Source organism: Pseudomonas reinekei, assembly GCF_001945365.1.
Lineage (GTDB): Bacteria > Pseudomonadota > Gammaproteobacteria > Pseudomonadales > Pseudomonadaceae > Aquipseudomonas > Aquipseudomonas reinekei.
The window spans coordinates 62,661-79,068 of record NZ_MSTQ01000015.1 but is presented as its reverse complement, the minus strand read 5'-3'; the positions used below and the strand labels follow the sequence as shown (position 1 = coordinate 79,068).

The 16,408-nt window shown below is 58.5% G+C and carries 16 protein-coding genes and 1 pseudogene; 8 read left to right on the top strand and 9 right to left on the bottom strand.

The genetic code is table 11. The annotated features are described in order from the left end of the window. Positions 1–155: 155 nt before the first annotated feature. A complete protein-coding gene (rpmA, locus tag BVK86_RS21740) occupies positions 156–413 on the bottom strand; it encodes a 50S ribosomal protein L27 (RefSeq protein ID WP_003281574.1) in 258 nt (85 codons plus the stop codon). A gap of 35 nt (positions 414–448) precedes the next feature. Then, positions 449–763, bottom strand: a complete 315-nt coding sequence (gene rplU, locus BVK86_RS21735; RefSeq protein WP_003176051.1) for a 50S ribosomal protein L21 — start codon at positions 761–763, stop codon at positions 449–451. 240 nt (positions 764–1,003) lie between these two features. Here rplU and BVK86_RS21730 point away from each other — a divergent pair, with 240 nt between their 5' ends. The 3 genes from BVK86_RS21730 to BVK86_RS21720 all read left to right on the top strand — a co-directional run bounded on the left by BVK86_RS21730 (position 1,004) and on the right by BVK86_RS21720 (position 2,968). Then, the gene (locus BVK86_RS21730; RefSeq protein ID WP_075948391.1) at positions 1,004–1,972 is read left to right on the top strand and encodes a polyprenyl synthetase family protein; all 969 of its coding nucleotides are present in this window, start codon (positions 1,004–1,006) and stop codon (positions 1,970–1,972) included. Positions 1,973–2,161: 189 nt separating this feature from the next. Then, positions 2,162–2,503, top strand: a complete 342-nt coding sequence (locus BVK86_RS21725) for a zinc ribbon domain-containing protein YjdM (protein ID WP_075948390.1) — start codon at positions 2,162–2,164, stop codon at positions 2,501–2,503. A gap of 207 nt (positions 2,504–2,710) precedes the next feature. Next, on the top strand, positions 2,711–2,968 hold the full coding sequence (locus tag BVK86_RS21720) for a PA4570 family protein (RefSeq protein ID WP_075948388.1): 258 nt from the start codon (positions 2,711–2,713) through the stop codon (positions 2,966–2,968). A gap of 133 nt (positions 2,969–3,101) precedes the next feature. Here BVK86_RS21720 and bamJ read toward each other — a convergent pair whose 3' ends face one another. From bamJ to BVK86_RS21705, 3 genes are all read right to left on the bottom strand, one after another. Continuing rightward, positions 3,102–3,719 carry a BamJ family beta-barrel-assembly machinery protein gene (bamJ, locus tag BVK86_RS21715; protein ID WP_056855672.1) on the bottom strand — a complete coding sequence of 206 codons (618 nt, stop codon included), beginning with the start codon at positions 3,717–3,719 and terminating at the stop codon, positions 3,102–3,104. A gap of 121 nt (positions 3,720–3,840) precedes the next feature. Continuing rightward, positions 3,841–4,149 carry a DUF6482 family protein gene (locus BVK86_RS21710; RefSeq protein WP_075948386.1) on the bottom strand — a complete coding sequence of 103 codons (309 nt, stop codon included), beginning with the start codon at positions 4,147–4,149 and terminating at the stop codon, positions 3,841–3,843. A gap of 211 nt (positions 4,150–4,360) precedes the next feature. Continuing rightward, positions 4,361–4,849, bottom strand: a complete 489-nt coding sequence (locus BVK86_RS21705; protein WP_075948384.1) for a TIGR00645 family protein — start codon at positions 4,847–4,849, stop codon at positions 4,361–4,363. Positions 4,850–5,008: 159 nt separating this feature from the next. Here BVK86_RS21705 and BVK86_RS21700 point away from each other — a divergent pair, with 159 nt between their 5' ends. Continuing rightward, positions 5,009–6,838: a hypothetical protein gene (locus BVK86_RS21700; protein WP_075948383.1), complete on the top strand. Its 1,830-nt coding sequence runs from the start codon at positions 5,009–5,011 to the stop codon at positions 6,836–6,838. Between the two features lie 6 nt (positions 6,839–6,844). On the opposite strand, the gene BVK86_RS21695 is transcribed toward BVK86_RS21700, so the two are convergent. Beyond that, positions 6,845–7,186, bottom strand: a complete 342-nt coding sequence (locus BVK86_RS21695; RefSeq protein ID WP_075948382.1) for a PA4575 family protein — start codon at positions 7,184–7,186, stop codon at positions 6,845–6,847. Between BVK86_RS21695 and BVK86_RS21690 the strand changes: the two genes are divergently transcribed. Beyond that, positions 7,185–7,439: a hypothetical protein gene (locus BVK86_RS21690; RefSeq protein ID WP_075948381.1), complete on the top strand. Its 255-nt coding sequence runs from the start codon at positions 7,185–7,187 to the stop codon at positions 7,437–7,439. The two genes, BVK86_RS21695 and BVK86_RS21690, sit on opposite strands and share 2 nt — an antisense overlap. A gap of 65 nt (positions 7,440–7,504) precedes the next feature. On the opposite strand, the gene BVK86_RS21685 is transcribed toward BVK86_RS21690, so the two are convergent. Further along, a complete protein-coding gene (locus BVK86_RS21685; RefSeq protein WP_075948380.1) occupies positions 7,505–9,943 on the bottom strand; it encodes a Lon protease family protein in 2,439 nt (812 codons plus the stop codon). 276 nt (positions 9,944–10,219) lie between these two features. Here BVK86_RS21685 and BVK86_RS21680 point away from each other — a divergent pair, with 276 nt between their 5' ends. The 3 genes and pseudogenes from BVK86_RS21680 to BVK86_RS21670 all read left to right on the top strand — a co-directional run. Continuing rightward, a complete protein-coding gene (locus tag BVK86_RS21680) occupies positions 10,220–10,708 on the top strand; it encodes a DUF3015 domain-containing protein (protein WP_020798660.1) in 489 nt (162 codons plus the stop codon). A gap of 149 nt (positions 10,709–10,857) precedes the next feature. Continuing rightward, the gene (locus BVK86_RS21675; protein ID WP_075948379.1) at positions 10,858–12,711 is read left to right on the top strand and encodes an Lnb N-terminal periplasmic domain-containing protein; all 1,854 of its coding nucleotides are present in this window, start codon (positions 10,858–10,860) and stop codon (positions 12,709–12,711) included. Between the two features lie 34 nt (positions 12,712–12,745). Then, a pseudogene (locus tag BVK86_RS21670) lies at positions 12,746–13,045 on the top strand (GreA/GreB family elongation factor); the annotation flags it as partial. Here BVK86_RS21670 and gdhA read toward each other — a convergent pair. Then, complete coding sequence (gdhA, locus tag BVK86_RS21665; protein ID WP_075948378.1) at positions 13,042–14,379, bottom strand: NADP-specific glutamate dehydrogenase; 1,338 nt, start codon at positions 14,377–14,379, stop codon at positions 13,042–13,044. The pseudogene BVK86_RS21670 and the gene gdhA sit on opposite strands and share 4 nt — an antisense overlap. 346 nt (positions 14,380–14,725) lie before the next feature. Further along, a complete protein-coding gene (gene ettA, locus BVK86_RS21660) occupies positions 14,726–16,390 on the bottom strand; it encodes an energy-dependent translational throttle protein EttA (RefSeq protein WP_075948376.1) in 1,665 nt (554 codons plus the stop codon). Positions 16,391–16,408 lie beyond the last annotated feature (18 nt).

The window sequence follows — 16,408 nt, the reverse complement described above, 5'->3', positions numbered from 1 at the left end:
CAAGACATAAGACTCTTGCAAAAATGAGCGCAGCGACCCCAAACCACGACATCTACATCGTACGCCGACAGCCCATACAAACAGCTTTGCAAGAGACTCACCCCACAAACGAAAAAGCCCCGTCGCGAGACAGGGCTTTTCCAGCGATCGCGCAATTAAGCGGCGACTACGCTCACGTAACGACGACCGAAGGCGCCTTTTACTTCGAACTTGATCACGCCTTCGACTTTAGCGAAGAGAGTGTGATCTTTACCCATGCCAACGCCGTAGCCAGCGTGGAATTGGGTGCCGCGCTGACGCACGATGATGTTGCCTGCTTTAATAGCCTGGCCGCCATACATCTTCACGCCAAGGCGTTTGGCTTCTGAGTCGCGACCGTTACGGGTACTACCACCAGCTTTTTTGTGTGCCATGAGTTCAATTCTCCTAGTGAGGAATTAGGCTGAAATTAAGCCTGAATACCGGTGATTTTGATCTCGGTGTACCACTGGCGGTGGCCCATACGCTTCATGTGGTGCTTACGACGACGGAACTTGATGATGCGGACTTTATCGTGACGACCTTGGGAGATCACTTCAGCCACAACGGTAGCACCAGCAACAACTGGAGCACCGATATTCACGTCGTCGCCGTTGGCAACCAACAGAACGCGATCAAAGGTAACGGATTCGCCGGTAGCGATTTCCAGTTTTTCGATCTTCAGGTATTCACCTGGGGCGACTTTGTACTGCTTGCCGCCAGTAACGATTACTGCATAAGACATGGTATTTCTCCGATAATCCTGCTCACCCAGCTCTTTATAAGAAGAGGTATTGGCTGGCATGGCTGCATGGGGCTGGAAGGCCCGCTTGCAATTGCGTAAGGCAGGTGCTGCCCAGGAAGTTCAGGGTGCGCGATTGTACGCAAGGCACGAGCGCCTTGCAATAGGCCGTCTATCGCGCCTTGACAGGCCCGGACGTGGGTCCTAGCATGCCGCGCAACCCTTCTGGAGCGACTGTCGCTGATGCAACCCCAAGCTTTCTACCGCGCGGTGGCGGACGATTTTAGCGCCGTCGACGGCATCATCAAGAAGCAGCTGACTTCCCGAGTGCCGCTGGTATCGAAAATCGGCGATTACATTACCTCGGCCGGCGGTAAACGCCTGCGTCCTTTATTGGTGCTGCTGTCCGGCAAGGCCCTGGGACGTGAAGGCGATGACCTGCGACTGTTGGCCGCAACCATCGAATTCCTGCACACCGCCACCCTGCTGCATGACGATGTGGTCGACATGTCCGGCATGCGCCGTGGCCGCTCGACCGCCAACGCCATGTGGGGCAATGCACCGAGCGTTCTGGTGGGCGACTTCCTGTATTCGCGCTCCTTCGAAATGATGGTCGAGCTGGGCTCCATGCCCGTGATGAAGATCCTTTCGCAAGCCACGCGCATCATCGCCGAAGGCGAAGTGTTGCAGCTGTCGAAGGTTCGCGACGCCAGCACCACCGAAGAAACCTACATGGAAGTCATCCGCGGCAAAACCGCGATGCTCTTCGAAGCTTCGACCCACAGCGCCGCGGCCCTGGCCGGTGCAACGCCCGAACAGAGCGAAGCACTGCGCATGTTCGGCGATCATCTGGGTGTGGCGTTCCAACTGGTCGACGACCTGCTCGATTATAAAGGCGACGCGCAAACCCTGGGCAAGAACGTCGGTGACGATCTGGCCGAAGGCAAGCCAACCCTGCCGCTGATCTACACCATGCGCGAGGGCACGCCGGAACAGGCCGCCCTGGTGCGCCAGGCGATCCAGAAAGGCGGCATCGAAGACCTGGAGAGTATCCGCGCCGCCGTGGAAGCCTCGGGCTCGCTGGAGTACACCGCGCAACTGGCTCGCGATTACGTCGCCCGCGCGATCAAATGCCTCGACGCGTTGCCGCCGAGCGAATATCGCGATGCGCTGGTTGAGCTGAGCGAGTTCTCGGTCGCCCGTACACACTAAATGCATTGCAAAACCCTGTGGGAGCGAGCTTGTTCGCGATTAGGCACTGACATTCAACATTATTGTTGACTGACAGGACGCCCATCGCGAGCAAACTCGCTCCCGCAGGTTTTTCTGCGCTGCGCCCTCTCCCAGCTAAAACCCTATACAATGTGCGCTTTTTAGCGATCCTGAATCCAAGGAGCCTTAGTGAGCACGTTGCCACCCTGCCCGAAATGCAATTCCGAATACACCTACGAAGACGGCGCCCAGCTGATCTGCCCTGAGTGCGCCCACGAATGGTCGGTCGGTGGCGAATCCGAGACCGTGTCCGATGACGCGGTGAAAAAGGACTCGGTCGGCAACGTGCTGCAGGACGGCGACACCATCACCGTGATCAAGGACCTCAAGGTCAAGGGCACGTCCCTGGTGGTCAAGGTCGGCACCAAGGTCAAGAACATCCGCCTGTGCGATGGCGATCACGACATCGACTGCAAGATCGACGGCATCGGCCCGATGAAGCTCAAATCCGAGTTCGTCAGAAAAGTCTGAGCCTGCTGTATACCATCCCGCGCCCTGCGTGGGATGGTGCTTCGCCCTCCCCCGTTTCACCCCGCAGATCCTCACGATAGCCAACAACCAGCCGTTTTGACCTTACTCAATCTTTACCCAGAAAAAAGCCTGACCTGCGAATAGGCCCTTGCTATTTATTGAATAGGAATTATTCTCATTGAAACCCATCAATGGAAATGAGAACCCATGACTTATTTGATCGATGCCTGGCTGGACCGCCCGCACCCTTACCTCAGGATCCTTCATCGGGAAACCGGGGAAGTCTGTGCCGTACTGGAAGAGGAGGCCTTGAGCGAACTGCAGGATCAGGGCGACCTGGACCTCAATGGCTTGAACTCGAGCGAACCTGTGGTGCTTAAGGAAGTGGTGCGAAACCTGTTTCTGTTCTGCTACGCCCGGGCATTGCGCCCGTCGAATGAGCTGACACACAAGATCGAAATATGAAGCAGCGAAAAAAACGGTGGGAGCCAGCCTGCTGGCGATTGCGATCTGATAGTCGACATTGCTGCTGACTGACACATCGATATCGCGAGCAGGCTCGCTCCCACATCAGCCCGATGTCATATCGGACAAGGTATTACAGAACGTCAAGCAGCTCGACGTCGAATACCAGAACGCTGTGCGGCGGGATGCTGCCAACGCCTTGAGCGCCGTAAGCCAGTTCGCTCGGCACGTACAGGCGCCATTTGCTGCCGGCATTCATCAGTTGCAGGGCTTCGGTCCAGCCTGCGATCACGCCGCCAACCGGGAATTCTGCAGGCTGGCCACGCTCGTAGGAGCTGTCGAACACAGTGCCGTCGATCAGGGTGCCGTGGTAGTGGGTACGCACGGTGTCTTCACGGGATGGCTTAGCGCCTTCGCCGGCAGTCAGTACTTCGAACTGCAGGCCGGAAGCCAAGGTGGTGATGCCATCACGCTTGGCGTTTTCAGCCAGGAAGGCCAAGCCTTCGCCAGCAGCCGCTTCAGCCTTGGCTGCAGCTTCGGCTTGCATGATTTCACGGATCACTTTGAAGCTGGCGGACATCTCTTCCTGGCCGACACGGCTTGGCAGACCGGCGAACGCGTCGGTCAGGCCAGCCAGGATGGCGTCCAGGCTAACGCCCGGTGGCGGGTTGTCGCGCAGCTGGTCACCCAGCTGACGGCCGATACCGTAGCTGACGCGCGTTTCGTCGGTGGACAGATTTACTTCGGACATGACACTGCTCCGCTGTGCGGACGGCCCGGGAACTTGCCGTGCGTGCACAGCGCGTCCCGGAGCGCCCGGAACCAAAAGGGCCAGCAGACTAGCACAGATGCCATCGCGTTGATCAGGGGTGTCAGCCCTGTCGCGTGGAGCGCTGCTCGATCGGCACCTTCAGGCTTTCTTCAATGCCACCGAGCCCGCACATCTCGTCATGCACCAAAGTGTGTACGAGGTTGAAGTTCAACTTGGGAATGGAACGCAGCACATCACGGGCATGTTCCACCGATCGCAGGTGCATCATTTGTCCGCGGGTATCGCTCAACGGATACGCCGCGCCATGCATCCGCGCCTCCAGCAGATAGATGCCACCCTCCATCGAGATCAGATTCAGCTCATCGACCTTCCCGGCGACGGCATAAGCATTCAACTCTTGCAGGTTCATGAAACACACCTCACGCATTGGCGAGCCACGACCCTTACAGGCATAGGCCTCGGCGCATCAAAGCACAAGCCACTGGATGGACCGTTTGTCTGTTATCGCGGGAGTTCGTGGCGAGCTTGCTCGCGTAAGGCTGCGCAGCGCCGCCAAAAAGCGGGATTGCTTCACAATCCCGCAGGAGCAAGCTCCCTCGCCACAAGGGAGCTCGTCCGGATCAGTGCTTGGTCACCTTATCCAGGTAACCCATGGCAAACGCTGACACCACGAACGTCATGTGGATGATCACGTACCACTTCAAATGCTCGGGATCGACATTTTTCGCATCCATGAAGATGCGCAACAGATGGATGGACGAAATGGCCACGATGGACGCGGCCACTTTCATCTTCAACGAAGAAGAGTCCATGGTCCCCAGCCAGTTGAGTTTTTCCTTGCTGTCGTCGATGTCCAGCTGCGATACGAAGTTTTCGTAACCGGAAATCATCACCATCACCAGCAAGCCGCCCACCAGCGCCATGTCGATCAGCGACAGCAAGACCAGGATCAGGTCCGATTCAGCCATCGAGAAAACATTGGGAATGACGTGGAAAACTTCCTGGAAAAATTTTAGCGCCAGCGCCAACAACCCTAGGGACAAGCCGAAGTAGATCGGCGCCAGCAGCCAGCGGGAGGCGTACATTGCGTTTTCGATAAAGCGTTCCATTGAATCTCACAGGTGGTCTGAAAATGGCCGTGAGTATAACAGCCGCCCGTTACACGCAGAAACCGTCCGGAAATCCGCCACCTGCGCGTGTATGTCAAAGTTTTTCTGCTAGTGTCCAAACCATTGACATTGCCGTGACATCGGACAGGAAGACTGGAAATGGATGTGCGATTACCCCTGACGAGTGCCGGAGTTTGCCTGGCTGTGCTGCTGAGCGCGTGCTCGCCCAGTGAAGAAAAACGCCAGGTCAGCCTCGAGGAAAAAACCGCGCAGTTCGAAAAGTCGCTGGACGCAATCGAGGATCCCAAACTCAAGAATGCCGTGGCCGAGCTCGGCGGTTCGCTGCTGTTACTCGAGCGAGCGCAACTGAAACTCGACAGCAAACCGCTGGAAACCGAATACGGCGAAGACGTGCTCGCCGTGCTCAAGCACTACCCCACGCCACAAGCGCTGGTCGACACCTACATCAACGGCCTGTTCGTGCTGCTTAGGGACTCCAGTTCCGACTACCTGACCGACCTGCAGCCGGTGTTTCCCTTCAACTTCAGTATTCCGGCGGCCTTCCTCTTTCCCCACGGGCTGGAATGGCAGTCGGTCACCCTGAGCAACAAACGTGTGATTGCCTTTCAGCCGGAATGGTCGGAAACCGATCCGGGCATCCAGTTGAGCCCGTCGAGTTCAAACCTGACTGATCCTGATGACCTGACTGTAGCCTACCCCTTCATCGACGGGCTTGACGCCGACATCAAGAGTCAGCCGCAACCGGTGAGCCTGCAGGGCACGGTTGAGGTCATCGCGCCAGGTCGCCTCTATAGCTTCGACCTGACGAAAAAGGACGTGGGCCAGACCCGCACCAATGACAATCTCAGTGTCACGCTGATCAAGCTGGGTACCAACTACGCCGAAGTCGAGTTCAGCAACAGTGCGCCACAAGCCGCCGAGACCGGGGAAGCCCAACTGAACCCGCTGATCGTCCAGGCCAGAGACGCCACCGGGCAATTTCTCTCGCGCTCAGGATCGATCAACGAAACTGCTGCACAAATCGTCTTTTACCAACAACAGTTGGCGAAGATGCAGCAACAGAAAGCCTGGAGCGAAGTGCTGGAAAAACAGCTTGATGACGAGCAACGCAACTTCGAGAAACAACAGAGCCATCGTTACGCGAAGGTGTATTTCAACGGCCCCATCGAAACCCTCGAAGTCAGCCTGCTGGATTTCTCGACCGCCACGGTGACCAGCAAGGAATTGAACCTGCCGGTACGCCGCTTCGACCGCATCACCACGGAGAAAACCATCCAGCCGCTGAACCTGCCCGTGGTGGTGTATGACGATCAGGCTCCGAGCTGGCTAAGGGGCGCGGCATTGACGGAAGACCAACTGAAAAAAGGCGTGAACATCAGCCAATCGGTCGAAGACCCCAGTGCCGCACGCATCGAGTTCAATCACCTGCGAAGCTTCAATGATGAGTTGCTTGGGACGTCATTCAACCCCGGCGAAAGCCCGGTCACTTTCTTCACCGAGGACAGCCGCGGCAAACGTGACGAACCCATTGAATTGCCACCAGAGGCGTATGAGGTCGACCCCTTGCGCGGCAGCATCACCTACGACCTGAACCTGTTTCCGGAAACGCCGGCCTATGTGGTGGGCTCCATACCGTTGTTTCTGGCGACAGTCGATAAAAAGACCCTCGATGCCCATCAATTACCCAAAGGGCTCGAGCTTAAAGGCAACACGTTGGTGGTGGACCTGAAGCTGTTTCCCGAGCAGGACTGGCGCTTCTTCGCCAAGGATGACAGCGGGCATTACCTCAAGGAAATTCTCGCGGTCAATCACGTCGCGAGCACAGAAGGGCCAGCGCTGTTTGCCGTGCATTACTTCTACGGGCAACCGACGCGCCTGGAGACCTATCAGCGAACTGACCTCGCCACCGTGCCCTACGGTTTCGAGGTCAGGCTCGACAAGGCCGACTTGACCAAACTACCCCAATAACCGGGGTCAGTGTTCGGGGCGAAACTCGAAGCCACCGACGTTCCGGCAACGACCGCCATTGATTTCCCGCAACTGGGCTTGCAGATGCAGGCACCAGATCTGCGGATCATTGGCCAGTTCATAGCCATGCAGCGTCAGGCTTTCAACAATCGTGTCGAGGATGGATTCAGCCGCGAAAGGACCATGGAACGGGCCTTGGGCTTTGATGGCTGAAGGTTGCTCGCCAGCCATTCCGGCGGCGAAGAGCAAGGTCCACATTCCCGTATCCCCGGCCAGCGGCTTGATGGCACATTCGATACGGGTCACAAGACCCAGGCATTGACGAGTGAGGCAGAGGTTGCGCGACATGGCGGCGACCCTCGGTCGATCCGGTATTCAGCCCCCATCGGAAGGCTGTTTCGATCCAGTGATTACTGTCCTTGTCCTTGAGCAGAGAATAGAAGAAAAGTACGAGATGCAGGCCAATCGACACCAGAAGGCGCCGAATGGTCATAGTGTGAATATTGGCGCCAGAGTGATGGCGTTTTTCGTAGGTACAGCGGATAAAAACAGGGGAGCGAAACGGCTCGCGATGGCGGTGTGCCAGACAACACAATGTTGAATGTCAGACCGCTATCGCGAGCAGGCTCGCTCCCACAGTGGATCGATGTGAAGCTCAGGCTTGGATCAAGCCGGCTTGGCTTCCACCAGCGCCTCGACCGCCATTTCCTTCTCGGCTTCTTTCAGATCGTCCTCGCTGATCATCTCCGCAATGACCCGCAAACGCTCAACCACCCGTGCGTTAACGCTGCCCTCAGGGAATTCGCCGTTCTCGTCCGGCTCACCCGCAGGCTCGCCGACCAGCAGGCTCAGCGCCTCATCGGCCTGGCGTACCGCATAAACGTGGAACTGACCGGCACGCACCGCCGCCAAGACTTTTTCATCAAGCATCAGCGTGGCGACGTTGGCTTGAGGAATGATCGCCCCCTGCTCACCCGTCAACCCACGGGCTTCGCACAGACGGAAGAAGCCCTCGATTTTCTCGTTGACCCCTCCCACGGCCTGCACTTCACCAAACTGGTTAATCGACCCGGTGATCGCGAAGCATTGCTTGAGCGGGGTTTTCGACAAGGCCGAAATCAACGTGCACGCCTCACCGAGTGACGCACTGTCACCATCCACGTAACCGTAGGACTGCTCCAGGGCGATACTCGCGGAAATCGCCAACGGGAACTCCTGGGCGTAACGGCTGCCCAGATACCCGGTGAGGATCATCACGCCTTTGGAGTGGATCGGCTGACCAAGGTTGACCTCGCGCTCGATGTCGACGATGCCGCTGCCGCCCGGGTAGACCGTGGCGGAAATCCGCGCCGGCACACCGAAGGCCGAATCGCCGACTTCCAGCACCGTCAAACCGTTGCACTTGCCGACTGCCGCGCCATCGGTGTCGATCAGGATGATCCCGGCCAGCATGTCATCGAGAATCCGCGCCGACACACGTCCGGTGCGTGTCGCCTTGGCCTTGAGCGCACGCTCGATGTGCCCGGCGTCGGTCATTTCATCGCCGGCCAGATGGCGAATGAAATCCGCCTCGCTGACCAGTTGGAACAAATCACCGATACGCGCGGACAGGCGCCCCTGATGCTCGGCCAGACGCGCGCTGTAGGTTGCCAGACGCGCCACCGCATCGGCGGTCAGCGGCGCCATGCCTTCTTCGGAAGTACGGGTTTTGAGCAACTGGGCGAACTGCTCCAGGCTCTCGTCAACCATCGGGATGTCTTCGTCGAAATCCACCAGGACGCGGAACATCTCCTGGAAGTCCGGATCGAGGTCCTGCAGCGTGTAATAGAGCGAACGGGCACCGATGATGACGACTTTGACCTGCAACGGAATGTGCTGCGGATTCAACGTGACGGTGGCGAAGCGGCCCATCTCGCCCAGCGGCGATTCCATTTTCAGCTTGCGCGATTGCAGGGCGCGTTTCAGCGCGTCCCACACGAACGGTTCACTGAGCATTTTTTCCGCTTCAAGGATCAGGAAGCCGCCGTTGGCGCGGTGCAACGCACCCGGACGCAACTGGCGATACGTGGTGTAGAGCGCGCCCTGATCGGTGGTGTACTCGATGCGGCCGAACAGATTTTCGTAAGTCGGGTGCGGCTCGAAGACCACTGGCGCACCGCCGCTGAACGGATGACCGACCACCAGGCTAGGCGCGTATTGCTCCTCCAGCAGCTTGCGCGCAACCGCATCGGTCTTGCTGTCGTCGACCAGTTGCTCGACCACGGTCTTGAGCAGATACACCTGCATCGCTTGCAGGTAACCGCACACGGCGGCGTTCTCGGCGTACTTCTCCGACAACGGCGACAGCAGCGGCTGCAACGCCAGGGTGATGGTTTCTTCGTTGAGCTGGCGCAATTGATTGCTTGATTCGCGCTTCCATTGCGGCAGGCTGGCGAGTTCCTCGTTCAGGCGTTCTTCGAGGTTGGAGATATCCTCGTGGAAACGTTCGCGCTCGGCTTCGGGCAATTGGGCGAATTCCGCTTCGTCCAGCGCCTTGCCTTCGAGCATCGGCGTGAAGGCAATGTTGCTGGCATCGCGGTACAGCGCGACTTCTTTTTCCAGGGCCAGGCGCTCGATTACATCCAGCGCCTTGTCGTAACGCTGGTTGAAGCTGCGGTCGATGGCGCTTTTTTTCTGCTGGTAGGACGGGTGCTCGAACACCGCCGGGAAGGTTGCCAGCAGGTTATCGATCAAACCGTTGATGTCACCTATGAACGCACCGGCGGTGCCCGAAGGCAGTTCCAGGGCACGCGGTTCGCGCGGCTCATCGAAGTTATTGACGTAGACCCAGTCCGCCGGGGTCTGCAGGCGTTTGCCTTCGGCCTTCAGGTAGCGTTTGACGAACGAGAACCGGCCAGTGCCGGGTTCGCCCATGACAAATACGTTGTAACCGGGGCGTGGCATGGCCACACCGAACTGCAAGGCTTCGACCGCACGTTCCTGGCCAAGCACACCGCGAAAGGGCTCCAGATCATTAGTGGTAGAGAAGCTGAACTGTTCAGCGGAAAACGGACGGGTCAGCGCTTCGGGCGCTAGACGCAAGCTGGCAGCAACAGGATCAGGCATCGGGCTTCCTTACATCAGGCGGGGCAGATAGCGGCATTCTGGCGCTGCCTGTGCCTGACTGGCAAGGAGCGCCTAAGGCCAAAGCATAGACAAGTCGGTGCGCCACGGCGGGCGGGCGTCAAATCACTGTTTTCAACGAATGTTTTGCAAAAAATCACGGAACCGCGCGATCGTGCCTAAACTCCAAACTGCGCGGCTGGACTAATAACCGGCCCACTGGCACCGGAACGGGCCAGATCCCTTGTCCATTGGTTTGCACATAAAGAGAAAAAAGCTATGAAACGGATTCTTCTCGGTACTCTCTTCACCGCTGTATCCATCAACGCCATGGCTCAGGCGCCAGGCGGCCCGGATTGCGGTTGGGGCAACATGCTGTTCGAAGGTCAGCGTGGCACCCCGGCTCACTTCCTGGCATCCACCACCAACGGCACCTCCGGCAACGCGACCTTCGGTATGACTTCCGGTACCAACGGTTGCTCGACCAACGCGTCGCTGACCTATGGCGGCAAATCCTGGTTTGCCATGAATGGCATGATGAACGAGCTGTCCGAAGACATGGCCAAGGGTCAGGGCGAAGCGCTGACCACCTACGCCGTGGTATTGGGCGTGGCGCCGGAAGACCGTGCGCACTTCGCCGCCGTCACTCACGAGCACTTCCAGCAGATCTTCAGCAAGGCTGACGTGACCGCAGAAGATGTGCATACCAACACGCTGGCCGTTCTGAAGAGCGATCCTCGTCTGGCCAAGTACGCAACTCAGGCTTAAGCTCGACCGCCCCCGCTTCCTTCGGGAGGCGGGTTTTATTTTTTCGACTTTCGGCCATATCGTCGAACTGCAGGAGCCGGCTTGCTGGCGCCTGCAACGACGCTGTGTCCGTACCGGGTCTTTATTTTTTTCGACTTAAGTTGCCGACTATGCTCAAACGCCTTGCCTGGCTGGCGCTCTGTGTCTGCGCCCCGCTGTCCGCCGCGCCAATTATCGACAATCAACGTTTGCAGCAACTGGCCAACGACCCCTTCTGGATTTCGCTGGGCCATTACGAAACCGCCAAGCTTGGCGGCTGGCGAAGCTATGTCAGCGATAAAAAATTCTTCCTGGCCGCCGATGGCAACGAACACCCGGACCGTGAACTGGCGGCCACCGTGCAAGCGCTGTACGCGTCCGCCAGCGCAGGCGAACAGCACGCGCAATGCGTTTATCCGGCGCGCACCCGCTGGCTCATAGCTCAGCTCAACCTGGCGGATCTGCCGGAGCTGGAGTGTGCCGAATTCAAGCAATGGTTCAAGGACGTCTCGCCCCACAGTGCGGTGATGATCTTCCCCGCCGCATACCTGAACAGTCCGTCCTCGATGTTCGGCCACACCCTGCTGCGTATCGATCAGGCGGATGTGCAAAGCGACAAGACTTCGTTGCTCAGTTACGCCATCAACTTCGGCGCTTACATCGAAGGTTCGGACAATAGCATTCTGTATGCCTGGAAAGGCTTGATGGGGGGTTATCCCGGCCTGTTTGCGCTAGTGCCGTACCAGGAAAAACTCTCGGAATATCGCAGCCTGGAAAACCGCGACCTGTGGGAATACCGCCTGAACCTGACCCAGCAAGAAACTGCGCGCATGGTCGAGCATGTCTGGGAGCTGAAACAGATCCAGTTCGATTATTTCTTCTTCGACGAAAACTGCTCCTATCGCTTGCTGGAACTGCTGCAAGTAGCGCGTCCCAGCCTGCGGCTCACGGAACAATTCCCGCTGACCGCCATTCCCACCGACACGGTCAAAGCCGTGAAAGAGGCGGGGCTGGTGGAGTCGATCCAGTACCGCCCTTCCCGCGAGCGCGAACTCCTTAGCCGCGCTGAACCATTGAGCGACGAAGAACAGCAATGGGTGCTGAAAGTCAGCGCCGATCAGAAGCAGCTGCAAACGCCGGAATTCAGGGCTCAGGCCCGCGACCGCCAAGCGTTGATCATCGATGCGGCCTATCGCCTCGAACGCTATCGCGCCAACGGCCAGGAGCGCGATCCGCAGCGGGCACAGCGCAGTTTCGAACTGCTGCGGGCGATCAATCAGAACCCGGCACCGGAGCTGGACATTCCTCAACCCGGGCTACCAGAGGATGGCCACGAATCCCGCACCTGGCAGGCTGGCCTCGGCACCCGCGGCGACCGCGCCTTTGGCGAATACGGTTTGCGCATGGCCTACCACGACCTCAACGACAATTCCGAGAGCTTCCCGCTCGGGGCGCAGATCGAAATCCTGCAACTGAAACTGCGCCAGTACGAAGGCAATGACTGGCAGGTTCAGCAATTGGACCTGGCGACCATTCGATCCCTGACACCGCGCAACGAGTTGCTGCAGCCGTTGTCGTGGCAGGTCACCGGCGGCCTGGAGCGGGTGCCGGGCAAGCATGACGACGAGATCCTGGTCAGCCACGTCAATGGTGGCGGCGGTGGTACCTGGCAACTGGCCGACGACATGCTCGGGTTTGCCTTGGGCACTGTGCGCGTGGAGCACAACAACGACTTCGCCGAATTCATTTCTCCAGCAGCGGGTTTCAACACGGGACTGTTGTGGAAAAACCCGCTGGGCAATTTGAGCCTGGAGGCAAAAGGCGATTTCTTCACCAATGGCGAAGTGCGCCGTTCCATCGGTTTGAATCAGCAATGGGAGCTGTCACGCAACCTGGGCCTGCGCCTGAGTGCCCAGCGTGAGTTCAGCCATTGGGCCACACCAGAGAATGAAGTGATGCTTGAGGTGAAGTGGTATCACTACTGACGCCCCTAACGTCTATAGAAGTGAGCCTGCTCGTGACCTCGAACGGGATCTGCGCAGTTTCAAACAGCGACTGGGCAGCGCTCAGGTCATCGCTATCGCCACCTAAACGGAAAAAGTGCAGATCGGCAACTGGATGATCTACACCGATGAACACGACACCGAACACCGGGTGCAATTGGTGGGCGAAGATCAGGCCGATGCCGCTAATGGCCTGATCAATTGGGGCTCGCCACTGTGGCGGGCGCTACTGAGCGCACAACTCAATGATGAAGTGCTTTGGCAACGCCCGGCGGGGGATCAATTGATTGAAGTGATCCGCATCGAACCGGGTTAAACCACACCCTGAGCGAGCATGGCATCGGCGACTTTGACGAAACCGGCGATGTTCGCGCCCTTGACGTAATTGACCTGACCGTTCTCTTCGCCGTAATGCACACAGGCGTGGTGGATAGATTGCATGATCGCATGCAGCTTGCTGTCCACTTCACCGCCGGTCCACAGCAGGCGCATGGCGTTCTGCGACATTTCCAGGCCGCTGACGGCAACGCCACCGGCATTGGACGCCTTGCCCGGCGCGAACAAAATGCCCGCCTCGATGAACAGGTCGACCGCTTCCAGCGTGGTCGGCATATTGGCGCCTTCGGCGACGCACATGCAGCCATTGCGCAGCAGTGCCCGAGCCGCCTCGGCATCCAGTTCGTTTTGCGTGGCGCATGGCAGCGCGATATCGCAGCTAAGCCCCCAGGGGTGTTGACCTGCCAGGAACTCAAGGCCAAAGCGCCCCGCCAACTCGCTGATGCGCCCACGCTGGAGGTTTTTCAGCTCCAGCACCGCTTGCCATTGTTCTTCGGTCAAACCGCTTTCGCAGTACAGCGTGCCTTCGGAATCCGACAGTGAAATCACCTTGCCGCCCAGGTCCATGACCTTGCGCGCAGCGTATTGCGCGACATTGCCGGAACCGGAAATCGCCACACGCTTGCCCTCGACGGCCTGCCCTCGGCGCTTGAGCATTTCTTCGGCAAAGTACACGCAGCCGAAACCGGTGGCTTCCGGGCGAATCAGGCTGCCGCCGTAACTGGGGCCCTTACCGGTCAGTACGCTGGTGAACTGGTTGCTCAGGCGCTTGTACTGCCCGAACAGGAAACCGATCTCGCGGGCACCGACGCCGATGTCACCGGCCGGCACGTCCACGTCGGCACCGATGTGCCGGTACAGCTCGCTCATGAAGGCCTGGCAGAAGCGCATGACTTCGGCGTCGCTTTTGCCTTTCGGGTCGAAGTCCGAACCGCCCTTGCCGCCGCCCATGGGCAACGAAGTCAGCGAGTTCTTGAAAGTCTGCTCGAAGGCGAGGAATTTCAGCACGCCGAGGTTCACCGAAGGATGGAAGCGCAAACCGCCCTTGTATGGGCCGATGGCGCTGTTCATCTGAACGCGGAAGCCGCGATTGACCTGCACTTTGCCATGATCATCGACCCATGAAACCCGAAACACGATCGCCCGTTCCGGCTCGCAGATTCGCTCCAGGATGCCCGAGGTCAGGTAGTGCGGATGGGCTTCGAGAAACGGCCACAGACTGCGCAGGACTTCTTCCACAGCCTGGTGAAACTCGGGTTGATCCGGATCGCGTTTTTTCAGGCGCGCAAGGAAGGATTCGACGGATTCGATCATGGAAAAGTCTCGGCAAATTTATTGTCGTTGGAGGTGATTGAGCCGGACTGTAACAAACGGATCGCGCACAAGAACAGAGCAGAATGTCGCGTTTGTGAAATTAAATGGTGCGCAGGATATAAATTTATGGTGTTTTTGTGGTGATAGCGCACCCAAATGGGGATTCAAATATCGGCTTTTGCACCATCAGTTAACTCTGCTTCGAGAGCAGGCTCGCTCCCACTTTTTGAAATGCGTTCACCCTGTGGGAGCGAGCCTGCTCGCGAAAGACGCGGCTCGGTGCCATTGAATACACACATAAAAAAACGGAGCCCGAAGGCTCCGCTCTTTATGCAACCAACCCGAATCAGGCCAGTTTCTTGTGCCGGACACGATGCGGCTGGGCAGCTGCTTCGCCGAGACGCTTTTTGCGATCGGCTTCGTATTCGGTGTAGTTGCCTTCGAAGAACACCGCTTGCGAGTCGTCTTCGTACGCCAGGATGTGAGTGGCGACGCGGTCAAGGAACCACCGATCGTGAGAGATCACAATGGCGGCGCCCGGGAAGTCCAGGAGGGCCTCTTCCAGGGAACGCAGGGTTTCAACGTCGAGGTCGTTGGACGGTTCGTCGAGCAGCAGGACGTTGCCGCCCTCCTTCAGGGTCAGGGCCAGGTGCAAGCGACCGCGCTCACCACCGGACAGATCCTTGACGAACTTCTGCTGATCGCCGCCCTTGAAGTTGAAGCGACCGACGTAGGTACGCGACGGGATCTCGTAGTTGCCGATGCGGATCTGGTCGGAACCGTCGGAGATCTGCTGGAACACGGTCTTGCTGCCGTCCAGGTCTTCGCGGCTCTGGTCCACGCAGGCCAGTTGCACGGTTTCGCCGACTTCGATGCTGCCCGAGTCTGGTGTTTCCTTGCCCATCAGCATGCGGAACAGGGTCGACTTACCGGCACCGTTACCACCGATCACGCCGACGATGGCGCCTTTCGGCATGGAGAACGACAGGTTGTCGATCAACACGCGATCGCCGTAGCCCTTGGTAACGTTCTTGAACTCGATAACCTTGTCACCCAGGCGTGGACCGGCCGGGATGTAGATCTCGTTGGTTTCGCTGCGCTTCTGGAATTCCTGCGATTGCATTTCTTCGAAGCGTTGCAGACGAGCCTTGGATTTCGACTGGCGGGCCTTGGCGCCTTTGCGCACCCACTCAAGCTCTTCCTTCATGGCTTTTTCGTGAGCCGACTGCTGTTTGGATTCGGCGGCCAGACGATCGGACTTGGCTTCCAGCCAGCCCGAATAGTTGCCCTCGTAAGGAATGCCCGCGCCGCGGTCGAGTTCCAGAATCCAGCCAGCGACGTTGTCCAGGAAGTAACGGTCGTGCGTGATCGCGACCACGGTGCCCGGGAAGTCGTGCAGGAAGTGCTCCAGCCAGGCTACCGAATCGGCGTCCAGGTGGTTGGTGGGTTCGTCGAGCAGCAGCATGTCCGGAGCAGAGAGCAGCAAGCGGCACAAGGCCACGCGACGCTTTTCACCACCGGAGAGGAATTCGACCTTGGCGTCCCACGCCGGCAGGCGAAGTGCGTCGGCGGCGACCTCCAGTTGGCGATCAAGGTTGTGACCGTCGCTGGCCTGCAGGATGGCTTCGAGCTTGGCCTGTTCGGCAGCCAGTTTGTCGAAGTCGGCATCTTCTTCGGCGTAAGCCGCGTAGACCTCGTCCAGGCGCGCCTGGGCGTTCTTGATCACGCTGACCGCTTCCTCGACGACTTCACGCACGGTCTTGGTCGGATCAAGTTGTGGCTCTTGCGGCAGATAACCGATGTTCAATTCTGGCATCGGACGGGCTTCGCCCTCGAACTCGGTGTCGACGCCGGCCATGATTTTCAGCAGCGTGGATTTACCCGAACCGTTGAGACCGAGCACGCCGATCTTGGCGCCCGGGAAGAACGACAGGGAGATGTTTTTCAGGATTTCCCGCTTCGGCGGAACAACTTTACCCAGCCGATGCATGGTGAATACGTATTGAGCCATGGAGAACCTAGGGTCAGT

What these genes read in the sequence shown, in the direction of transcription:
- rpmA (WP_003281574.1), bottom strand. Translation starts at nt 413, where the DNA reads ATGGCACACAAAAAAGCTGGTGGTAGTACCCGTAACGGTCGCGACTCA.
- rplU (WP_003176051.1), bottom strand. Translation starts at nt 763, where the DNA reads ATGTCTTATGCAGTAATCGTTACTGGCGGCAAGCAGTACAAAGTCGCC.
- BVK86_RS21730 (WP_075948391.1), top strand. Translation starts at nt 1,004, where the DNA reads ATGCAACCCCAAGCTTTCTACCGCGCGGTGGCGGACGATTTTAGCGCC.
- BVK86_RS21720 (WP_075948388.1), top strand. Translation starts at nt 2,711, where the DNA reads ATGACTTATTTGATCGATGCCTGGCTGGACCGCCCGCACCCTTACCTC.
- bamJ (WP_056855672.1), bottom strand. Translation starts at nt 3,719, where the DNA reads ATGTCCGAAGTAAATCTGTCCACCGACGAAACGCGCGTCAGCTACGGT.
- BVK86_RS21710 (WP_075948386.1), bottom strand. Translation starts at nt 4,149, where the DNA reads ATGAACCTGCAAGAGTTGAATGCTTATGCCGTCGCCGGGAAGGTCGAT.
- BVK86_RS21705 (WP_075948384.1), bottom strand. Translation starts at nt 4,849, where the DNA reads ATGGAACGCTTTATCGAAAACGCAATGTACGCCTCCCGCTGGCTGCTG.
- BVK86_RS21700 (WP_075948383.1), top strand. Translation starts at nt 5,009, where the DNA reads ATGGATGTGCGATTACCCCTGACGAGTGCCGGAGTTTGCCTGGCTGTG.
- BVK86_RS21690 (WP_075948381.1), top strand. Translation starts at nt 7,185, where the DNA reads ATGGCGGCGACCCTCGGTCGATCCGGTATTCAGCCCCCATCGGAAGGC.
- BVK86_RS21695 (WP_075948382.1), bottom strand. Translation starts at nt 7,186, where the DNA reads ATGTCGCGCAACCTCTGCCTCACTCGTCAATGCCTGGGTCTTGTGACC.
- BVK86_RS21685 (WP_075948380.1), bottom strand. Translation starts at nt 9,943, where the DNA reads ATGCCTGATCCTGTTGCTGCCAGCTTGCGTCTAGCGCCCGAAGCGCTG.
- BVK86_RS21680 (WP_020798660.1), top strand. Translation starts at nt 10,220, where the DNA reads ATGAAACGGATTCTTCTCGGTACTCTCTTCACCGCTGTATCCATCAAC.
- BVK86_RS21675 (WP_075948379.1), top strand. Translation starts at nt 10,858, where the DNA reads ATGCTCAAACGCCTTGCCTGGCTGGCGCTCTGTGTCTGCGCCCCGCTG.
- gdhA (WP_075948378.1), bottom strand. Translation starts at nt 14,379, where the DNA reads ATGATCGAATCCGTCGAATCCTTCCTTGCGCGCCTGAAAAAACGCGAT.
- ettA (WP_075948376.1), bottom strand. Translation starts at nt 16,390, where the DNA reads ATGGCTCAATACGTATTCACCATGCATCGGCTGGGTAAAGTTGTTCCG.